Annotated in this window: 20 protein-coding genes; 15 read left to right on the plus strand and 5 right to left on the minus strand. The window is 70.4% G+C overall.

Going from position 1 to position 17560, the window contains the following annotated elements; genetic code table 11:
• Positions 1 to 124: 124 nt before the first annotated feature.
• The 5 genes from ACFV0Q_RS05015 to ACFV0Q_RS05035 all read right to left on the minus strand — a co-directional run bounded on the left by ACFV0Q_RS05015 (position 125) and on the right by ACFV0Q_RS05035 (position 3579).
• Positions 125 to 598, minus strand: coding sequence for a group II truncated hemoglobin (locus ACFV0Q_RS05015; protein ID WP_385000539.1), 474 nt, complete (start codon positions 596 to 598; stop codon positions 125 to 127).
• Positions 595 to 924 carry an antibiotic biosynthesis monooxygenase gene (locus ACFV0Q_RS05020; protein ID WP_351827171.1) on the minus strand — a complete coding sequence of 110 codons (330 nt, stop codon included), beginning with the start codon at positions 922 to 924 and terminating at the stop codon, positions 595 to 597. Before ACFV0Q_RS05020 ends, ACFV0Q_RS05015 begins: the two co-directional genes overlap by 4 nt.
• 77 nt (positions 925 to 1001) lie before the next feature.
• A complete protein-coding gene (locus ACFV0Q_RS05025; protein ID WP_385000542.1) occupies positions 1002 to 1493 on the minus strand; it encodes a hypothetical protein in 492 nt (163 codons plus the stop codon).
• Positions 1494 to 1552: 59 nt separating this feature from the next.
• Positions 1553 to 3202 (minus strand): FAD-dependent oxidoreductase, encoded by a 1650-nt coding sequence (locus tag ACFV0Q_RS05030; protein ID WP_385000681.1) that lies wholly within the window; start codon positions 3200 to 3202, stop codon positions 1553 to 1555.
• A 104-nt stretch (positions 3203 to 3306) separates the two neighbouring features.
• On the minus strand, positions 3307 to 3579 hold the full coding sequence (locus ACFV0Q_RS05035; RefSeq protein WP_385000545.1) for a UBP-type zinc finger domain-containing protein: 273 nt from the start codon (positions 3577 to 3579) through the stop codon (positions 3307 to 3309).
• A 277-nt stretch (positions 3580 to 3856) separates the two neighbouring features.
• Between ACFV0Q_RS05035 and ACFV0Q_RS05040 the strand changes: the two genes are divergently transcribed.
• Genes ACFV0Q_RS05040 through ACFV0Q_RS05110 form a run of 15 tightly spaced genes read left to right on the plus strand, consistent with a single transcriptional unit; the run spans position 3857 to position 17521 of the window.
• Positions 3857 to 4681: a type 1 glutamine amidotransferase domain-containing protein gene (locus tag ACFV0Q_RS05040; RefSeq protein WP_385000548.1), complete on the plus strand. Its 825-nt coding sequence runs from the start codon at positions 3857 to 3859 to the stop codon at positions 4679 to 4681.
• A 33-nt stretch (positions 4682 to 4714) separates the two neighbouring features.
• A complete protein-coding gene (locus tag ACFV0Q_RS05045; protein ID WP_385000551.1) occupies positions 4715 to 6358 on the plus strand; it encodes a thiamine pyrophosphate-binding protein in 1644 nt (547 codons plus the stop codon).
• A gap of 36 nt (positions 6359 to 6394) precedes the next feature.
• Positions 6395 to 6826 (plus strand): nuclear transport factor 2 family protein, encoded by a 432-nt coding sequence (locus ACFV0Q_RS05050; protein ID WP_385000554.1) that lies wholly within the window; start codon positions 6395 to 6397, stop codon positions 6824 to 6826.
• A gap of 13 nt (positions 6827 to 6839) precedes the next feature.
• Complete coding sequence (locus ACFV0Q_RS05055) at positions 6840 to 7295, plus strand: nuclear transport factor 2 family protein (protein WP_385000557.1); 456 nt, start codon at positions 6840 to 6842, stop codon at positions 7293 to 7295.
• Between the two features lie 4 nt (positions 7296 to 7299).
• Positions 7300 to 7689 carry a nuclear transport factor 2 family protein gene (locus ACFV0Q_RS05060; protein WP_385000560.1) on the plus strand — a complete coding sequence of 130 codons (390 nt, stop codon included), beginning with the start codon at positions 7300 to 7302 and terminating at the stop codon, positions 7687 to 7689.
• A gap of 16 nt (positions 7690 to 7705) precedes the next feature.
• Positions 7706 to 9325: a GMC family oxidoreductase gene (locus ACFV0Q_RS05065; RefSeq protein ID WP_385000563.1), complete on the plus strand. Its 1620-nt coding sequence runs from the start codon at positions 7706 to 7708 to the stop codon at positions 9323 to 9325.
• Positions 9318 to 9929 carry a DJ-1/PfpI family protein gene (locus tag ACFV0Q_RS05070; RefSeq protein ID WP_385000566.1) on the plus strand — a complete coding sequence of 204 codons (612 nt, stop codon included), beginning with the start codon at positions 9318 to 9320 and terminating at the stop codon, positions 9927 to 9929. Before ACFV0Q_RS05065 ends, ACFV0Q_RS05070 begins: the two co-directional genes overlap by 8 nt.
• 11 nt (positions 9930 to 9940) lie before the next feature.
• Positions 9941 to 10363: a VOC family protein gene (locus tag ACFV0Q_RS05075; protein WP_385000569.1), complete on the plus strand. Its 423-nt coding sequence runs from the start codon at positions 9941 to 9943 to the stop codon at positions 10361 to 10363.
• A gap of 1 nt (position 10364) precedes the next feature.
• Positions 10365 to 12188: an AGE family epimerase/isomerase gene (locus tag ACFV0Q_RS05080; RefSeq protein WP_385000572.1), complete on the plus strand. Its 1824-nt coding sequence runs from the start codon at positions 10365 to 10367 to the stop codon at positions 12186 to 12188.
• Positions 12189 to 12225: 37 nt separating this feature from the next.
• A complete protein-coding gene (locus ACFV0Q_RS05085) occupies positions 12226 to 12570 on the plus strand; it encodes an STAS domain-containing protein (protein ID WP_266578292.1) in 345 nt (114 codons plus the stop codon).
• Entirely contained in the window at positions 12567 to 14711 is a 2145-nt protein-coding gene (gene glgX, locus ACFV0Q_RS05090; protein ID WP_385000576.1) for a glycogen debranching protein GlgX, read from the plus strand. Before ACFV0Q_RS05085 ends, glgX begins: the two co-directional genes overlap by 4 nt.
• 26 nt (positions 14712 to 14737) lie before the next feature.
• The gene (locus ACFV0Q_RS05095) at positions 14738 to 15049 is read left to right on the plus strand and encodes an STAS domain-containing protein (protein ID WP_385000579.1); all 312 of its coding nucleotides are present in this window, start codon (positions 14738 to 14740) and stop codon (positions 15047 to 15049) included.
• A gap of 29 nt (positions 15050 to 15078) precedes the next feature.
• Positions 15079 to 15534 carry an ATP-binding protein gene (locus tag ACFV0Q_RS05100; RefSeq protein ID WP_385000684.1) on the plus strand — a complete coding sequence of 152 codons (456 nt, stop codon included), beginning with the start codon at positions 15079 to 15081 and terminating at the stop codon, positions 15532 to 15534.
• Positions 15516 to 16775 carry a PP2C family protein-serine/threonine phosphatase gene (locus ACFV0Q_RS05105; RefSeq protein ID WP_385000582.1) on the plus strand — a complete coding sequence of 420 codons (1260 nt, stop codon included), beginning with the start codon at positions 15516 to 15518 and terminating at the stop codon, positions 16773 to 16775. Before ACFV0Q_RS05100 ends, ACFV0Q_RS05105 begins: the two co-directional genes overlap by 19 nt.
• A complete protein-coding gene (locus ACFV0Q_RS05110; protein WP_385000585.1) occupies positions 16775 to 17521 on the plus strand; it encodes a MinD/ParA family protein in 747 nt (248 codons plus the stop codon). The genes ACFV0Q_RS05105 and ACFV0Q_RS05110 overlap by 1 nt, the downstream gene beginning before the upstream one ends.
• The last annotated feature ends 39 nt before the right edge of the window (positions 17522 to 17560 follow it).

The following is a 17560-nucleotide window of genomic DNA, read 5'->3' on the forward strand; positions in this document are numbered from 1 at the left end:
CCCCCGGACCCCCGCGCCTCAATCTCCCCCAGCTACCGCCGGGAGGTGCCCCCGGGCGGGGCTGGATTTGGCCGGCGTGGGCTGGACGTGACTGTGGGGGCGGCTGTAGCCGCCCCCACAGGGGTTACTCGGAGGTCTTCGGGACCCACGGAGGGGTCTGGCCCCAGGACCAGACCGGGATTTTGGCCGCGTCGACCGGTGGGGGGTTCGGGCCCGAGTAGATCAGGGCCATGCGGGTGCCCCATTCGATGTAGTAGACGAACACCGCGCGGAACTCCGGGTCCGTCGGGAGGTCCACCTCGTCGGCCGTGTCCAGGAGGAGTTCCACCCAGCGGCGGCGCTGCTGCTCCGTGATGCCGCGCCCCAGGTGCTTGGTCGCCATGTGCTGGTGGCCGCCGTGGTGCGCCGAGTAGTCCGCCGGGCCGCCGAAGACCTCCGACAGCCAGACCGCGACGTGCTGCGGGTGTTCGGAGTCCATGCCCGCGAAGACGGGGGCCAGGATCTCGTCCTGCAGGGCGTGCGCGTAGAAGACGTCGGTGAGGCGCCGCATGGCCTCCGCGCCGCCCATCCACTCGTAGATCGTGGGCGTCGTGCTCATGACTGACCGGCGGCCTTTCCCGGACCCGCCACACCGGTCACGAGGTAGTGCTGCATCTCCTCGATGGCCGTCACGTACGGGCGGATCGCGCTGAAGAACGCCGGGAAGTGCTCACCCTTGCGGAAGCCGTTCAGGTGGGCGTCGATCGAGGTCCAGCGGATGCGGAGGATGTAGCGCTCCTTCTCCTCCTCGCAGCGGGCCAGCTCGTAGTCGATGCACTCGGGCGAGGCGGCCAGGGCCTCGGCGGCCCTCGCGTACGCCTCCTCGAACGCCTGCTGGTCCTGCGAGGCGATCCGGTAGCGGATGTACTCGACGGTGGTGGTCATGGTGTGCGTGCCTCTCCCTGGGATCAGGTGGTCCCGGCTACCCTTCCGGGATCATGCTTGCCCGGCGAGGGTTTCCCCTACTCGGACTCCGACTTCTGGATGTCGGGGCCTTCGGCGCGTACCTGCTGCACCTTGTCGAGGGACTCCCGCAGTTCGGTGAGCCAGGTGTCGGTGTTCTTCCCGACGAGGCGGACGCACCAGGCGAGCGCGTCGGCCCGGCTGCGCGCCACGCCGCCGGCGACCAGGGTGTCGAGCACCTGGCGCTCGGACTGGCGCAGCCGGGTCATGACGGGGACGGCGAGGTGGGTGAAGAGGGTGGTCTCCTCACCCGACCGCACGCCCCAGGCGACCTTGCGGCGGTAGAGCTCTTCCGCCTCACGGGCGACCTCGATGCGCTGCTCGCGGGTGCGCTCGCGGAACTCCTTGGCCGACTCGGCCGCCGGGACCGTGCCGACGACCGTGATCTCCTCCCGGTCGACCGTGACCGAGACGAGTGATGTGTAGACGTCCACCGGCAGGCGCTCGGCGAACCACGTGCGGAGCTTCTCGCTCTGTTCGGCTGTAATCATGTAATCAACGTTGCATCCGCCCGCCCCGTGATCGCAAGGGGCGGGCCGGGTGTTCGCTCTCAGCCCATCGAGCGGTAGCGGTGGATCAGGGAGACCGCCATCGCGCCCTCGCCGACGCCCGAGGCGACCCGTTTGACCGAGTGGGCCCGTACGTCGCCCGCCGCGAAGACGCCGGGGACGCTGGTCTCCAGCGGGTAGGGGGCGCGTTCCAGGCTCCACTCCGCCGGGAGCTCACCGCCGTTGGAGATCAGGTCGGAGCCGGTGAGGACGAAGCCGTACTCGTCCCGCTCCACCACCCCGGCCAGCCAGTCGGTGTGCGGACGGGCCCCGATGAAGGTGAACATGAAGCGGGCCGGGGTCTCGGTGTCCTCGCCGGTGTCGGCGTCGTGCAGGGTGATGCTCTCCAGGTGCTCTTCGCCGTCGAGGCAGACCACGGTGGTGCGCACCCGCACCTCGATGTTCGGGGTGCGGTCGATCTCGTCGATCAGGTAGCGGGACATGCTCGCGTCCAGGGAGGCCGCCCGCACCAGGATCGTCACCCGGGCCGCGTACTTGGCGAAGTGCACCGCCGCCTGGCCGGCCGAGTTGGCGCCGCCCACGATGAACACGTGCTGCGAGATGCAGGCCGAGCTCTCCGTCGTGGCCGCGCCGTAGTACAGGCCCGCGCCCTCGAAGCGGTCCGCGCCGGGGGCGTCGAGCCGGTTGTACGAGACCCCGGTCGCCAGCAGCACCGTCTCGGCGCTGATCTCCGTACCGTCCGCCAGGGTCAGGATCTTCGCCGGGTCGTCCCGGGTCAGGGAGACCACCTCGACCGGGTGCAGGATCTCGGCGCCGAACCGGGAGGCCTGGATGGTGGCCCGGCGGGTGAGGTCGCCGCCCGAGAGGCCCGAGGGGAAGCCCAGGTAGTTCTCGATCAGGCTGGACGTGCCCGCCTGGCCGCCCGGGGCCCGGGAGTCCAGCATCAGCGTGGACAGGCCCTCGGAGGCCGAGTAGACCCCGGCGGCGAGCCCCGCGGGCCCGGCGCCGACGATGACGCACTCGTAGTGGGGCCGGGAGGCGGTGGTGGCCAGGCCCAGGCGCCGGGCGAGCTCCGTGTCGGTCGGGGCGGAGAGCACCGATCCGTCCGGGAAGCGCACCAGCGGGAGCGCCGCGTCGGCCTGCGCGGCGGCGATCACGGTCAGCGCCTCGGGGTCCCGCTCGACGTTCAGGAAGCGGAACGGCTGCCCGTTGCGGGTGAAGAAGTCCCGGACGGCGTGGGTGCCGGGGGAGACCAGGTGGCCCGCGACGATGATCCCGTCGTAGGCCGGCCGGTAGGTGGCCAGCCAGTCGGAGAGCAGGTCGTCCAGGACCGGGAAGAGCCGCTCGTGCGGCGGGTCCCAGGGCTTGAGCAGGTAGTAGTCCAGCCGCACGCGGTTGATGGCGGTGATCGCCGCGTCCGTCTCCGCGTACGCGGTCAGCAGGACCCGGCGGGCGTCCGGGAAGCGGCTGACCGCCTCCAGGAGGAACTCCACGCCGGTGACGTCGGGCATCCGCTGGTCGACGAGGAAGAGGGCCGGGTCGTGGCCGCGCTCGTCGAGGGAGTCCAGGATCTTCAGGGCGTCGGCGGCCGAGGACGCGCCGAGCACCCGGTAGCGGTCGCCGTAGGCGCTGCGCAGGTCCCGGCGGACGGCGCGCAGCACCTGCGGGTCGTCGTCCACGGCCAGGATCACGGGCTTGCGGCTCTCCGCGCGCTCGGCCGCGGCACCGGAGGCGGTGGTGGCGGCAGCGGTGGCGGCGGGGCTCGTGGGCGCGGTCGCGCGCTCCCGGGCGGCGCTCACGCCGGGTCCAGCATCAGCTTGTCGGCGTAGCACCAGGCCCAGTCCTCACCGGGCTCGTGCGAGGCCGCGATCGGGTGTTCGGTGATCCGGAAGTGCCGTGTGGCGTGACGGTTCTTGGACGAGTCGCAGCAGCCGACGTGGCCGCAGCTCAGGCACATCCTCAGGTGCACCCAGCTGTCACCGGACATGAGGCACTCCTCGCAGCCCTCGGTGGTGGCCTTCACCGGACGTATCTGGTCGATGTGTGTGCACAACAGGTCCATCGTCATCGTCCCCGTCCCTCTCCTCGCGCATTCGTGCTCCCCGGCCCGCCCGTGGTTCACGGCGCGTCCAGACCATAGGACGGAGATCCGGGAAAGGTTCATCGATCCGGCCGAGGTCAGGAAGTCCGGCGGCTACTTCATGACCTCGCGGGACGACTAGGTGAGGTGCCCCGACCACCTTGCCCGCTACCTCACGAAGTCGCATTCACGCCCTTTGACGCAGGCCCTGGCCGCACGCAGTGTGGGGGACGCCAACGACAACAGGCGGCGCCTGGAGGAATCTGTGAGCAGAAAGATTCTGGTCATTGTCTCCGAACACGGTTACTGGGCCGAAGAACTGATCGGTCCCGTATCGAAGTTCGATGAGCGTGGCTATGAGATCGTATTCGCCACGCCGACCGGAAAGCGCGCGCACGCACTTCCGCCGAGCCTCGACGCGAACTACATCGACCCCCCGCTGGGCCGCTCGGTGACCACCGAGGAGAACGCCCGGCTGGGCCGCGAGTTCGAGCAGTCGAGCCGGCTCGACTCGCCGCTCGACATCGAGGCGTGGGCGCCCGAGCGCCCGTACACGAGCGACTCGGCCTATCTGCCCAAGCTGGAGCAGTACCACCGCGATCTGGACAAGCTCCAGGCCGACATCGCGGACTTCGACGCGATCCTCATCGTCGGCGGCAGCGGCCCGATCGCCGACCTCGCCAACAACGAGCGCGTACACGCCCTCATCCTGGCCTTCAAGAACGCCGGCAAGGTGGTGGCCGCCGAGTGCTACGGCGTCGCCTGCCTGGCCTTCGCCCGGGACTGGGGTGACCGCAAGAGCATCATCTGGGGCAAGCACGTGACCGGCCACTGCAAGGAGTACGACTACAAGGACGGCACCGGATTCCTCGGCACCGATTTCAACATGGGGCCGCCGCCGTACCCGCTGGAGTACATCCTGCGCGATGCGACCGGCCCGCGCGGGGCGTACCACGGGAATTTCGGCCACCCCCTTTCGGTGATCGTCGACTTCCCGTTCGTGACCGGCCGTTCCACCCCCGACTCCTACCTCACGGGGCAGAAGATCGTGGAAGTCCTGGAAAACGGTCTCACCCGCTACGGCTGGTAATTCTGCGATCCGCGGGAGAAAAGGGGGAATCCCATGAACGCCGAAGCCACTCCCGGCCGGGAAAGGCTGATTGAGCAGTTCAAGGCCGACGGCCTGAAGGTGATGTTCGGAAATCCGGGAACGGTGGAACAGGGATTCCTCGACGCGGTGGACGCGGCGGCGGACTTCTCCTACGTCCTCGCGCTCCAGGAGACGGTGGCGGCGGGCATCGCCGACGGCTACGCCCGTGCCACCGGCGGTGCGGCCCTGCTCCAGCTGCACTCCGGCGTGGGGCTGGGCAACGGCATAGGCATGCTGTACCAGTCGCTGCGCGGCCACACCCCGCTCGTCGTGGTCGCCGGTGACGCCGGCGTCCGCTACGACGCCATGGACGCCCAGATGGCCAGCGACCTGGTGGCCATGGCCAGGCCCGTCACCAAGTACGCGACCCGGGTCACCGACCGGCACTCCGTGCTCCGCACCATCCGGCGGGCCGTGAAGATCGCCCTCACCCCGCCGCGCGGCCCCGTCTTCGTGGCGCTGCCCATGGACGTGCTGGACGAGCTCAACTCCGAGCCCGTGCTGCCCACCACGGTGCCGCTCACCGACGTGGCCCCCTCGCCGGCCTCGGTGGGGCGGGCGGCCGAGCTGCTCGCCGCTGCCAAACGGCCGGTCGTCCTCGTCGGGGACGGGGTGGCGCTCTCCGGGGCGCAGGCCGAACTCGTGGCCGTCGCCGAGCTGTTGGGCGCCGACGTCTACGAGGTCGACTCCTCCGAGGTGAACATCGCGGCCTCGCACCCGCTGCGGCGCGGCCAGACGGGGCACATGTTCGGCCCGCACAGCAAGGAGCTGGTCGCCGGAGCGGACGGGGTGCTGATCGTGGGCACCTACGTCTTCCCGGAGGTGTTCCCCGAACTGGAGAGCCCCTTCCGGCCGGGCGCGAAGGTCGTGCACATCGACCTCAACGCCTACGAGATCGCCAAGAACCACCCCGTGGACCTGGGGCTGGCCGCCGATCCCCGGCAGGCGCTGCGCGCGCTGGCCGGCGTACTGGAACAGCGGCTGACCCCGGAGCGCCGGGCGGCGGCCGCGGCCCGGCTCGACGTACGGACCCGGGAGCGGGCCGGCGAGGCCGCGGCGGCGGTGGACGACGACACGCCGATGGCCGTCTTCCTGCGGACGCTGGCCGAGCGCACGGGCCGGGACCTGATCGTCTTCGACGAGGCGCTGACCACCTCGCCGCTGGTGACCCGGTACCTGCCGCCGGAGCGGCCGGGCGACTACCACCTCACCCGGGGCGGCTCGCTGGGCGTCGGCTTCCCGGGGGCGGTCGGCGCGAAGCTCGCCCACCCGGACCGGCTCGTCGTCGGCTTCGCGGGCGACGGCGGGTCGATGTACACCTACCAGGCGCTGTGGACGGCGGTCCGGCACGGGATCGACGCCAAGTTCGTGGTCTGCAACAACCGCAAGTACCGGCTCCTCGACGACAACATCGCCCAGTACTGGCGCGAGCGGGACATCGCCGAGCACCCCTTCCCGGGCTCCTTCGACCTCTCGCACCCCGAGATCGACTTCGCGGGCCTGGCCCGGGCGCTGGGCGCCGACGGCACCCGCGTGGAGAAGCCGGACGAGGCGGTGGCGGCCGCGGCGCGGATGCTCGCGCACCCCGGCCCGTACCTCGTAGACATCCAGATCTGACCAGCGCTGACACACCGACGGACAGGAGGAGACCGCATGCCCGCCGAGCGGCTGACCGAGGACGCGATCCGCACCTTCACCGAGAACTGGTACGTGGCCCTGGACCGGCACCTTCCGCTGGACCAGGTGCTCGCCCTGATCACCGAGGACCTGGAGTTCAAGGTCCCCGAGGACACCTTCCTCGGACACCAGGGCTTCGGCCGCTGGTACGCCGCCGTGACCAACCGGTTCTTCGACGAGGTGCACACCGTCACCAAGGTGGAGCCCGTCATCGAGGGCGACCGGGCGATCGTCCGGGTCCTCGTCAACTGGCAGGCCAAGATCTGGGACCCGCCGGCCGCGCGCAGCCAGTGGCTGGGCTTCGACGCCGACCAGACCTGGACCGTGGTGGCCGGCCCGGACGGACCGCTGATCAAGCAGTACACCGTCAACGAACTGGCGCCGATGCCCGGTTCCGGCTCGCTCTGAGAAGGCGGCGACCATGACCGAAGTGACACGCGAGCGGGTCGAGGCGGCCTACCGGGCCCTCGGCTCGGGCGACCGCGCGCGGATCCTGGAGTACTACTCCGAGGACCTGCGCTGGCTGGTCCCGGGCAACCACCCCCTCGCCGGCCGGTACGAGAGCCTGGACGCCTTCCTGGAGCTGATGGGGCAGACCCACAAGCTCACGGGCGGCACCTTCCGGATGGACCTGGAGGCGGTCATGGTCGGCGCGGACTGCAGCGCCGACGTCTGCCGCAACGTCGCCCTGCGGGACGGCGCCGACCCGGCGAGCACCAGCCCGTACGAGCGGATGGACTACCCGGTCTTCCACTTCATGCGCTGGCGGGACGGCCGGATCGTCGAGGGCCACGACGGGCTCTTCGGCGACGACGCCTCCGCCTTCAGCCAGTTCTGGGCGCCCTTCGCGCCGGACGGAACCCGCAGGGACCGATAGGGGGATGACAGCAGTGAGCGCGATGGACGCCCGAGAGGTACTGACGAAGTACTACGAGTACGCCAACGCCGGCGACTGGGACCGCTGGTGCGACCTGTTCGCCGACGACCAGGTCATGGACGAGCAGCTCGCCGGACACATCGAGGGCCTGGACACCCTGCGCTCGATGATGAAGGGCATGGGGACCATGTACCGGGCCTTCCGCAACGAGCCCGTGCACTTCCTCGTCGACGGGGAGAAGGCCGCAGCCGTCTCCCACATCACCGCCGTCAGCCCGTCCGGCGAGGCCATCGAGGCCGAGGTCATGAACTTCTTCCGGATCGTGGACGGACGCATCGCCTACATGGCGAACTACCACGACACCGTCCCCTTCCAGGTGCTGGGCCAGGGCTGAGGGGAGGACGGGACTCGTGGCCACAGAGCAGTACGACTACGTGATCGTCGGTTCCGGTACCGCCGGCAGCGTCCTGGCCAACCGGCTCTCCGAGGACCCGGACGTCTCGGTCCTCGTCCTGGAGGCGGGCGGCTCCCGGATCCCGCCCGAGGTGGACGACCCGTCCTCCTGGTACAAGCTGCTGGGCGGGCCCGTGGACTGGGGCTACACCAGCGTCCCGCAGCCGGGCCTGGGCGGCCGCCGTACGTACGAACCGCGCGGCAAGGCCCCCGGCGGCAGCAGCAACCTCTACATCATGATGCACATCCGGGGCCACGCCTCGGACTTCGACAACTGGGCGTACCAGGGCGCGGCCGGCTGGGCGTACGAGGACGTGCTCCCGTACTTCGCCCTGCTGGAGGGCCAGGAGGACGCCACCGCCCCCACCACCGGCACCGACGGCCCGCAGCGGATCACCCACGCCGGCCGGCACCGCCCGAACCCGGTCTCCCGCGCCTTCATCGACGCGGCCGTGGAGCTGGGCCACCAGGAGATCGCCGACTTCAACACGGACGGTCCCCGGCGCGGCCTCTTCGGCACGGGCTGGCACCACATCGACGTGGCCGACGGCCGCCGCCAGGGCGTCCTGGCCGCCTACCTGGAGCCCGCCCTCGGCCGGTCCAACCTGACGCTGCGCACCAACGCCCAGTCCACCCGGCTGCTCTTCGACGGCGACACCTGCACCGGCGTCGAGTACGCCCAGCTGGAGGCCCCGGCCACGCTTTCGGACAGCGACGTCCCGGGCCGGACCGTGCGCGACGGGCACAGCCGCGGCGCGGCCCCCGGGACGCACACCGTACGGGCCCGGCGCGAGGTGATCGTGGCGGCCGGGGCGATCGAGTCCCCGAAGCTGCTGCTGCTCTCCGGGATCGGGCATCCGGAGCAGCTGCGCGAGCACGGCATCGAGGTCACCGCGGCCCTGCCCGGGGTCGGCGAGAACTTCCACAACCACGTCCTGACCGGGCTGATGGCCGAGGTCAACCAGGAGCTCCCGGCGCCGGCGCAGAACCTCTCCGAGAGCGCTCTGTTCCTGTCCTCGCGGCCCGGGCTGCCGGCCCCCGACCTGCAGATCGCCTTCGTCCACGTCCCGTTCGACGTGATCGTCGGCCAGGATCACCCGAACACGGTCTCGATCCTGCCGGGCGTCGTCCGTCCGGTCTCGCGCGGCTGGATCCGGCTGGCGAGCGCCGATCCGCTGGCCCACCCGCTGATCCACCCGAACTACCTGGGCGACCGGTGGGACCTGGAGCGGATGGTGCAGGGCGTCAAGACCGCCCGGGAGCTCTTCGCCACCTCGGCCTTCTCGCCCTGGTACAAGCAGGAGCTCCAGCCGGGGCCCGGCTACGTGTCCGACGACGACCTGCGGACCTTCGTGAAGCAGAAGTCGGAGAGCTACCACCACCAGGCCGGCTCCTGCCGCATGGGCATCGACGACCTCGCGGTGGTCGACCCCGAGCTGCGGGTGCACGGCGTACGGAACCTGCGCGTCGTCGACGCCAGCGTGATGCCCGCCGTCCCGTCGGGCAACTGCCACACCGCCATCGCGATGATCGCCGAGCGCGCGGCGGACTTCCTGAAGGGGGTGTCCCGTGCCTGATGTGGTCCTGCGCGAGGGCGCGCTGTCCGGGACGCGCATCGCGGTCCTGGTCGAGAGCGACTTCTACGAGCCCGAGATCTTCTACTACCAGCACCGGTTCGCCGAGGAGGGCGCCGAGGTCGACTTCCTGACCCGGCTGTGGGGCAACGACTCCATCACCTTCTCCGGGCACGAGTACCGGGCGCCGTTTACCGCCGACAAGTCCCTGGAGGGGCTCAGCGACGAGGAGCTGCGCCGGTACGCGGCGATCATCGTGCCCTCGGGCATGGTGGCCGACCGGCTGCGCTACACCGAGGACGTGGACGTACTGGCTCCGGCCACGGAGCTGCTGCGCCGGGCCTTCGAGGAGCCGACGGTCCTCAAGGGGATCATCTGCCACGGCATGTGGCTGGCGTCCTCGATTCCGGGCAAGGTGCGCGGCCGCAAGGTGGTCTGCCACAACAACCTCATCGGTGACGTGCGCAACATGGGCGCCCAGTACGTCGACGAGGACGTGGTGGTCGACGGCGACCTGGTCACCGGCCGCACCGGCGCCCACCACCACCTCTTCGCCCGCCGGATCATCGAGCTGGTCGCGGCGGGGCGGGGCCGGGGGGCCGGCTGATGCCGGGCCCGATGGTCTGGTCGCACGTGGGCCTCAACTGCGCGGACCAGAAGACCACCGAGGAGTTCTACACCCGGTACTTCGGTTTCGCCCGGGCCCGGGTGGTCGACCTCGGGGAGAGCCGGATCGTGTTCCTGCGCAAGGGGGACGCGTACCTGGAGCTCTTCGCGGCGGCCACCGGCCCGGCCCGCGCCGCGCAGGAGGACGGGCCGCCGGCCCCGGGCCGCGTACGGCACCTGGCCTTCCAGACCGACAGCGTCGACGCGTTCCTCGCGGAACTGGGCGACGCCGCCGAAGTGACCCTGGGGCCGCTGGACTTCGACGACTTCATCTGCGGATGGCGGACCGTCTGGGTCCGCGACCCCGACGGGGTGATCGTCGAGATCAGCCAGGGATTCGAGGACGACCGCTCACACGACAAGGACGGTGCATGACATGGCGGGCTCGTTGAGCTTCTCCTTCTCCGACACGATCGCGGGCTACGTCGTCCGCTTCGACTCCGGGTCGCGGCTGCTGCGGCTGAAGACCTCGGACGAGCGCGAGTTCGAGGTCTCGCTCGCCGGGGACCCCAGCGCCGAGCTGGTGCGCAACCTGGACGAGCCGTACATCGACGCCTCCGGGCACATCGACGAGATGCTCTCCCCGGGCCGCTTCCTCTTCGTCTACGGGGTGCACTACCCCGAGCGGGACGGCCGGTTCGAGGCCAAGCGCCTGGTGTTCCTGGGCCGCGGGGCGGAGGACTACCGGTTCGAGGAGACGAGCTGGTGGGTCAAGCAGATCGAGTCGCTGGCCGACTTCTACAAGCGGGCGCAGTTCGGCGACGGCCCGGTGGACTTCACCGAGTACCGCACCGAGATCCGCCTCGGCGGCGACAAGACCGCCAGCCACGTCCAGGAGACCGACACGATCTCCCGCCTGGTCTACGGCATGGCCTCGGCCTACCTGCTGACCGGCAAGGACGAGTACCTGGAGGTCGCCGAGCGCGGCACCGAGTACCTGCGCAAGCACATGCGGGTCGTGGACAGCGAGGAGGACGTGGTCTTCTGGTACCACGGCATCAGCGTCGACGGGGACAGCGAGCGCAAGCTGTTCACCTCGGAGTTCTCCGACGACTACGACGCGATCCCGATGTACGAGCAGATCTACGCGCTGGCCGGCCCCATCCAGACCTACCGGGTCACCGGTGACGTCCGGATCAAGAACGACGCGGACGCCACCATCCGGCTGTTCGACAAGTTCTTCAAGGACGAGGAGCAGGGCGGCTACTACTCGCACATCGACCCGATCCTCTTCAGCCCCGACCACGAGTCGCTGGGCGAGAACGCCGAGCGCAAGAACTGGAACTCGGTCGGCGACCACGCGCCCGCGTACCTGATCAACCTGTACCTGGCGACCGGCGACCAGAAGTACGCCGATTTCCTCGAGTACACCTTCGACACCATCGCGGACAAGTTCCCGGACTACAAGAACAGCCCGTTCGTCCAGGAGCGCTTCTTCCGCGACTGGTCGCACGACACCGCCCACAGCTGGCAGCAGAACCGCGCGGTCGTCGGGCACAACCTCAAGATCGCCTGGAACCTGATGCGGATGAACTCGCTGAAGGCCAAGCCGGCGTACGAGGAGCTCGCCCGCAGGATCGGCGAGATCATGCCGGCCGTCGGCAGCGACGTCCAGCGCGGCGGCTGGTACGACGTGGTGGAGCGGGTGAAGCAGGGGGACGAGGAGACGTATCGTTTCGCCTGGCACGACCGCAAGGCCTGGTGGCAGCAGGAGCAGGCGATCCTCGCCTACCTCATCCTGAACGGCACGGTCGGCGGCGACGCGAACCTGCGCGAGGCCCGGCAGGCGCAGGCCTTCTACAACACCTTCTTCCTCGACCACGACGAGGGAGCCGTCTACTTCAACGTGCTCGCCAGCGGTACGCCGTACCTGCTCGGCACGGAGCGGCTCAAGGGCAGCCACTCGATGTCCATGTACCACTCGGCGGAGCTCTGCTACCTCGCCGCCGTGTACAACAACCTGCTCGTCAACGGCCGGGAAATGGACTTCCACTTCCAGCCCGACCCGACCAGCCTGCCCGACCGGACCCTGCGGGTCTCGCCCGACCTGCTGCCCGCGGGCTCGGTGCGGATCGCGTCCGTGGAGATCGACGAGAAGCCGTACGAGGAGTTCGACGCCGAAGGGCTGACCGTCCACCTCCCCGACGTCCAGGGGCGGGTCAAGGTCAAGGTCCGGCTCCGGCCGGTGACCCAGAAGTAGCGCTCAACGGGGGGCGCCCCAACTAGAGGGGAAAGCAATGACTCTGACCGTGAAGGAACGCCGGAACAAGTCGGGCACCGTGCTCGTCGCCACCGGCGAGATCAACAGTGAGACCTCAGGTGCCCTGCTCCAGGCACTCCTGCCGCTGGTCCGCGAGGGCCGGCCGCTGCGCATCGACCTCACCGCCGTCAGCTACGTCTCCAGCGCCGGGCTGCGCACGCTGCTCGTCGTCTACCGGGAGGCGCAGCACGTCGGCGTCGCCGTCACCCTGTACGGGGTGAGCGAGGAAGTCCGGTTCGTCATGTCGGCCACCGGCTTCCTCGACTTCTTCGAGACCGGCGAGGCCGCGGCGGCCGCGGCCAGGGCCAAGGTCGCGCGATGAGCGAGACCGCCTCCGAGCAGGTCCTGCGGGTGGACGCGTACCCGACCCACGAAGTGGGCGGGTACCGCGTCCGCGCCGGCAAACCGTTCCCGTTCGGGGCCAACGTGGTCCCCGGCGGGGTCAGCTTCTCCGTCTTCTCCGACCAGGCGACCTCCATGACCCTGGTCATCTTCAAGCGCGGAGAGCCCGAGCCGATGGCCGAGCTGGAATTCCCCGAGGAGTTCCGCACCGGCAGCGTCTTCGCCATGACGGTGTTCGGCCTCGACCACGAGAACATCGAGTACGGGTACCGGGCCGACGGCCCCTTCGACCCGGCCTCCGGCCACCGCTTCGACGCCCGGCAGGTCCTCTCCGACCCCTACGCCCGGCTGATCGCCGGCCGCGACGTGTGGGGCGTGGAGCCGGACCGCAGCCGCGGCTACCAGTACCGCTCGCGGGTCTGCCTGCAGGACTTCGACTGGGGCGACGACACCCCGCTGCGGCTGCCCGCCGAGGACCTCGTCGTCTACGAGGCCCACGTGCGCGGCTTCACCCGCCACCCCTCCTCGCAGGTCACCGCCCCCGGCACCTTCGCGGGGCTGCGCGAGAAGATCCCGTACCTGAAGGAACTCGGGGTCAACTGCATCGAACTGCTCCCGGTGTTCGAGTTCGACGAGAGCGACAACATGCGCTCCAACCCGGAGACGGGCGAGCACCTCTTCGACTACTGGGGCTACAACACCGTCTCGTTCTTCGCGCCGAAGGCCGGCTACGCGGCCACCGGACGCTACGGGATGCAGGGCGACGAGTTCCGCACCCTGATCAAGGACCTGCACGCGGCCGGCATCGAGGTCATCCTCGACGTCGTCTTCAACCACACCGCCGAGGGCAACGAGCAGGGCCCGACGATCTCCTTCAAGGGGCTCGACAACGCCACGTACTACATGCTCACGCCGGAGGGGTACTACTTCAACTTCAGCGGCACGGGCAACACGGTCAACTGCAACCACCCCGTCGTGCGCAACTTCGTGCTCGACTGCCTGCGCCACTGGGTCGCCGACTACCACATCGACGGCTTCCGCTTCGACCTCGCGGCCATCCTCGGCCGGGCCCTGGACGGCACCCCGCTGCCCAACCCGCCGCTGCTGGAGCTGCTCGCCTTCGACCCGGTCCTGCGGCACACCAAGCTCATCGCCGAAGCCTGGGACGCGGGCGGCCTCTACGAGGTCGGCAACTTCCCGGCCTACGGCCGCTGGGCGGAGTGGAACGGAAAGTACCGCGACACGGTGCGCAGCTTCCTCAAGGGCGACCCCGGGGTCACCGGGGAGCTCGCGACCCGGATCGCGGGCTCGCCGGACCTCTACTCCACCCGCGGGACCTCGGCCTCCGTCAACTTCCTGACGGCGCACGACGGTTTCACCCTGGCCGACCTGGTCTCGTACAACGACAAGCACAACGACGCCAACGGCGAGGGCAACAACGACGGCGGCAACGACAACGCCAGCTGGAACTGCGGCGCCGAGGGGCCGACCGACGACCCCGAGGTCAACGCGCTGCGGCTGCGGCAGATGAAGAACGCCCTGGCCATCCTCTTCACCAGTCAGGGCATCCCGATGCTGCTGTCCGGGGACGAGGTCGCGCGGACCCAGCAGGGCAACAACAACACGTACTGCCAGGACAACGAGCTGTCCTGGTTCGACTGGGACCAGGTCGACGAAAACGCCGAACTGCTCCGGTTCACGCGGGAGATGATCGCCTTCCGCAAGCACCACCGCGAGCTGCGCTCCACCGCCCACCCCACCGGCCGGCTGCGCGACAGCCTGGGCCTGCCGGACATCAGCTGGCACGGGGAGCGGGCCTGGCAGCCCGACTGGTCGGCGGAGAGCAGGCTGCTGGCGGTGGCGCGCTGCGGCGTCGGCGACGAGGACGTGGTGTACGTGGCCATGAACTCCCACTGGGAGCCGCACGACCTGGAACTGCCCGCCCTGCCCGGCGGCCGCAGCTGGCACCTGTTCGCGGACACCGGCGCCGAGGCGCCGCACGACATCCGCACCCCGGGGACGGAACAGGAGCTGGACAACGCCGGGAAGTACCTGATCGGCCCGCGGTCGGTGGTGATCCTGGTGGGCCGCGCGAACGACCCCGATCCCCGAGGCGACTGAGACGCCCCGACCGAAGGAGACCTGACATGCCGCTTTCCGTGTCCCTGAGCATCGAGGGCGACACCACCGTGATCGAACTGACGGGCGAGCTGGACGCCAAGACCGCACCGGACTTCCACCAGACCATCGAGAAGGCCGCCGGGCACGGCACCAGCACCGTCGAGATCCGGATGGCCGGCGTCGGCTACATGGCCAGCGCCGGGCTCCGCTCGCTGGTCTTCGCCCAGCAGAAGGTGGGCTCCGGGGTCACCATCAAGGTGGTCGGCGCCATCGAGCCCGTCTCCCGGACCATCCGCACGGCCGGGCTCGACCGCAGCATCCAGCTGTCCGACGGCTGAGCACGACGACCGGCCGCGCGGTGAGTGAGATGGTCGGACTGGCGAGGAAGCCCGCCGTACTGGAGGTGCCCGCGACGGTGGGGGCACTGGGCGAGATCGCCGCGTTCGTCCTGCTGCTGGCCGGCCGGGCGGGCCTCGGGAAAGGGGCCACCTACCGGATCCGGCTGGCGGTGGACGAACTGGCCACGAACATCGTGATGCACGGGTACCGGGGCGCCGACGGACGGATCACCGTCCGCGGCTGCTCCGGCCCCGGCGGGGTGCGGATCGTCCTCGAGGACTCCGCCCCCGCCTTCGACCCCGTCGCAGGCTGCCTGCCCCCCGCCCCCGGGGTCCCCCCGGAACGGCGGAGGGTCGGCGGCCTCGGCATCCACCTGGCCCTGACCAGCGTGGACGCGTACAGGTACACCCACAGGGACGGCCGCAACATCAGCACGCTGACTGTGAAGGCTGAGGGGACGGACCCATGCCCTCCACGACCGTGATCATCCTTGACGTGTACCCGCCCCCACCGGCCGAACTGGTCGATGCGCTCCGGCTGATGGACGCGGAACTCGTCACCCGCACGCTGTCCGACCTGCTGGGCGGCCGGCTGGAGACGCTGCCCGTCGCTGACGTGCTGCTGGCCCCCGCCGAAGCCGACGGGGAAGCCGTACGGACCGCCGTACGCCGGCTGCGCCGCTGGGCCGGGGCCCCCATCGTGGTCGTCTGGACCGTCGAGGAGTTCGCCGCCCTGGAGCGGCACGTGCGCCTCGGCCACGACTACCTCGTCCCGCCCTTCCTGCCCGCCCTCGTCGGAGCCCGGCTGCACAGCTGCTCGGAGCGCGCCGGACTCGGCCGCACCCTGCGCGAGGCCGACGCCCGCGCCGAACTCATGGGCTACGAGAAGGAACTGGAGATCGGCCGCGAGATACAGGCCGGCTTCCTGCCCGAATCACTGCCCGTCCCGACGGGCTGGGAGATCGACGTGCGCTTCCGCCCGGCACGGCAGGTCGCCGGGGACTTCTACGACGTCTTCGAACTCTCCCGGGGCCGGCGCCTCGCGGTCGTCGTCGCCGACGTCTGCGACAAGGGCGTCGGCGCCGCCCTCTTCATGGCCCTCATCCGCTCCCTGCTGCGCCACACCGCCGAGAACAGCGGACTGCAGCACCTGATGGCCGCCACCCGTACCGGGGGCAGCCGCCGCACGCCGGTCGTCGGCGCCACGCCGCTGCTCAACGCGGTCACCGCCACCAACGGCTACCTCACCCGCAACCACCTGCGGCAGGGCTACTTCGCCACCCTGTTCTTCGGCGTCCTGGACCCGCTCACCGGGAGCCTCGTCTACATCAACGGGGGCCACAACCCGCCCCTGCTGCTCTCCGGGGACGGCGCCGTGCCGAGGCCGCTGGAGGTGACGGGACCGGCCGTCGGGGTCCTGCCCGACTGCGTCTACACCCTGGGGTACGCCCAGTTGAACCCGGGCGACACCCTCTTCGTCTTCACCGACGGAGTGCCCGAGGCGCGCTGCCCGGAAGGCAGCTTCCTCGGTGACGAACGGATGCTGGAACTGCTCGCCGGCCCCCCGGCGAGCGGGCGGGACGTGGTGGACCGGATGGACCTGGCCGTGCGCGAGCACACCGGGACCGCCGAACAGCACGACGACGTCACCATGCTGGCCCTGCACCGGCCACGTGCGGCGCGGGGGCCGCACGGGGACGGCAGCGGCTACCGGGTGGTCGCGTGATGACCCGGACCATCGTGGTGCACTCGCACCGCGGCGGCACGGGGAAGTCCTCGGTGCTGGCCAACCTGGCGGTGCTGATGGCGACCGGGGGACTGCGGGTGGGGGCGGTCGACACCGACCTCCAGTCGCCCACCCTGGACCTGCTGTTCGGGCTCGGGCCCGGCACGGGCTCGCTGGCCGACTACCTGCTCGGCCGCTGCGAGATCGAGGCCGCGGCCCGCACGACCGCCGTCCCCGGGCTGTACGTCGTACCGGCCCGGTCCGGGACGGCGGCCCTGCGCGAGCTGATGACCACCGGGTACGACGTGGGACTGCTGCCGGAGGGCTTCGACCGGCTGGCGCAGCAGTTCGCGCTCGACGTGCTGCTGCTCGACACGCACGCGGGGCTCAACAACGAGTCGGTGACGGCCATGGGCAGCGCCGACGTCGTACTGATCATGGCGCGGGCGGACCGCATCGACCTCTCCGGGGTCGAGGAGACCATCGCCCTCGCCGGAAAGCTGGCCTGCCGGCGGGCCCTGGTGCTGAGCATGGCACCCGAGGGCATCGACCGGGACGCGGTCCGCCGCCGGGCCGAGGAGGTCTACGGGTCTCCGCTGGCCGGAATACTCCCGTACGTGCCGGAAATGGCGGCCCTGTACGGGGAGCGCATATTCGCGGAAGCCCTTCCCGACCACCCCCTGGTCGGTGAATTCCGCACCATCCTGACGGCGTTGGACGCACGTGACGAAGTATCGCGGGCCTGACGTCCACCCCTTACGCCCCTGGAAGGGGGCGTGTTGAAT

This window comes from Streptomyces sp. NPDC059564 (assembly GCF_042735575.1).
Lineage (GTDB): Bacteria > Actinomycetota > Actinomycetes > Streptomycetales > Streptomycetaceae > Streptomyces.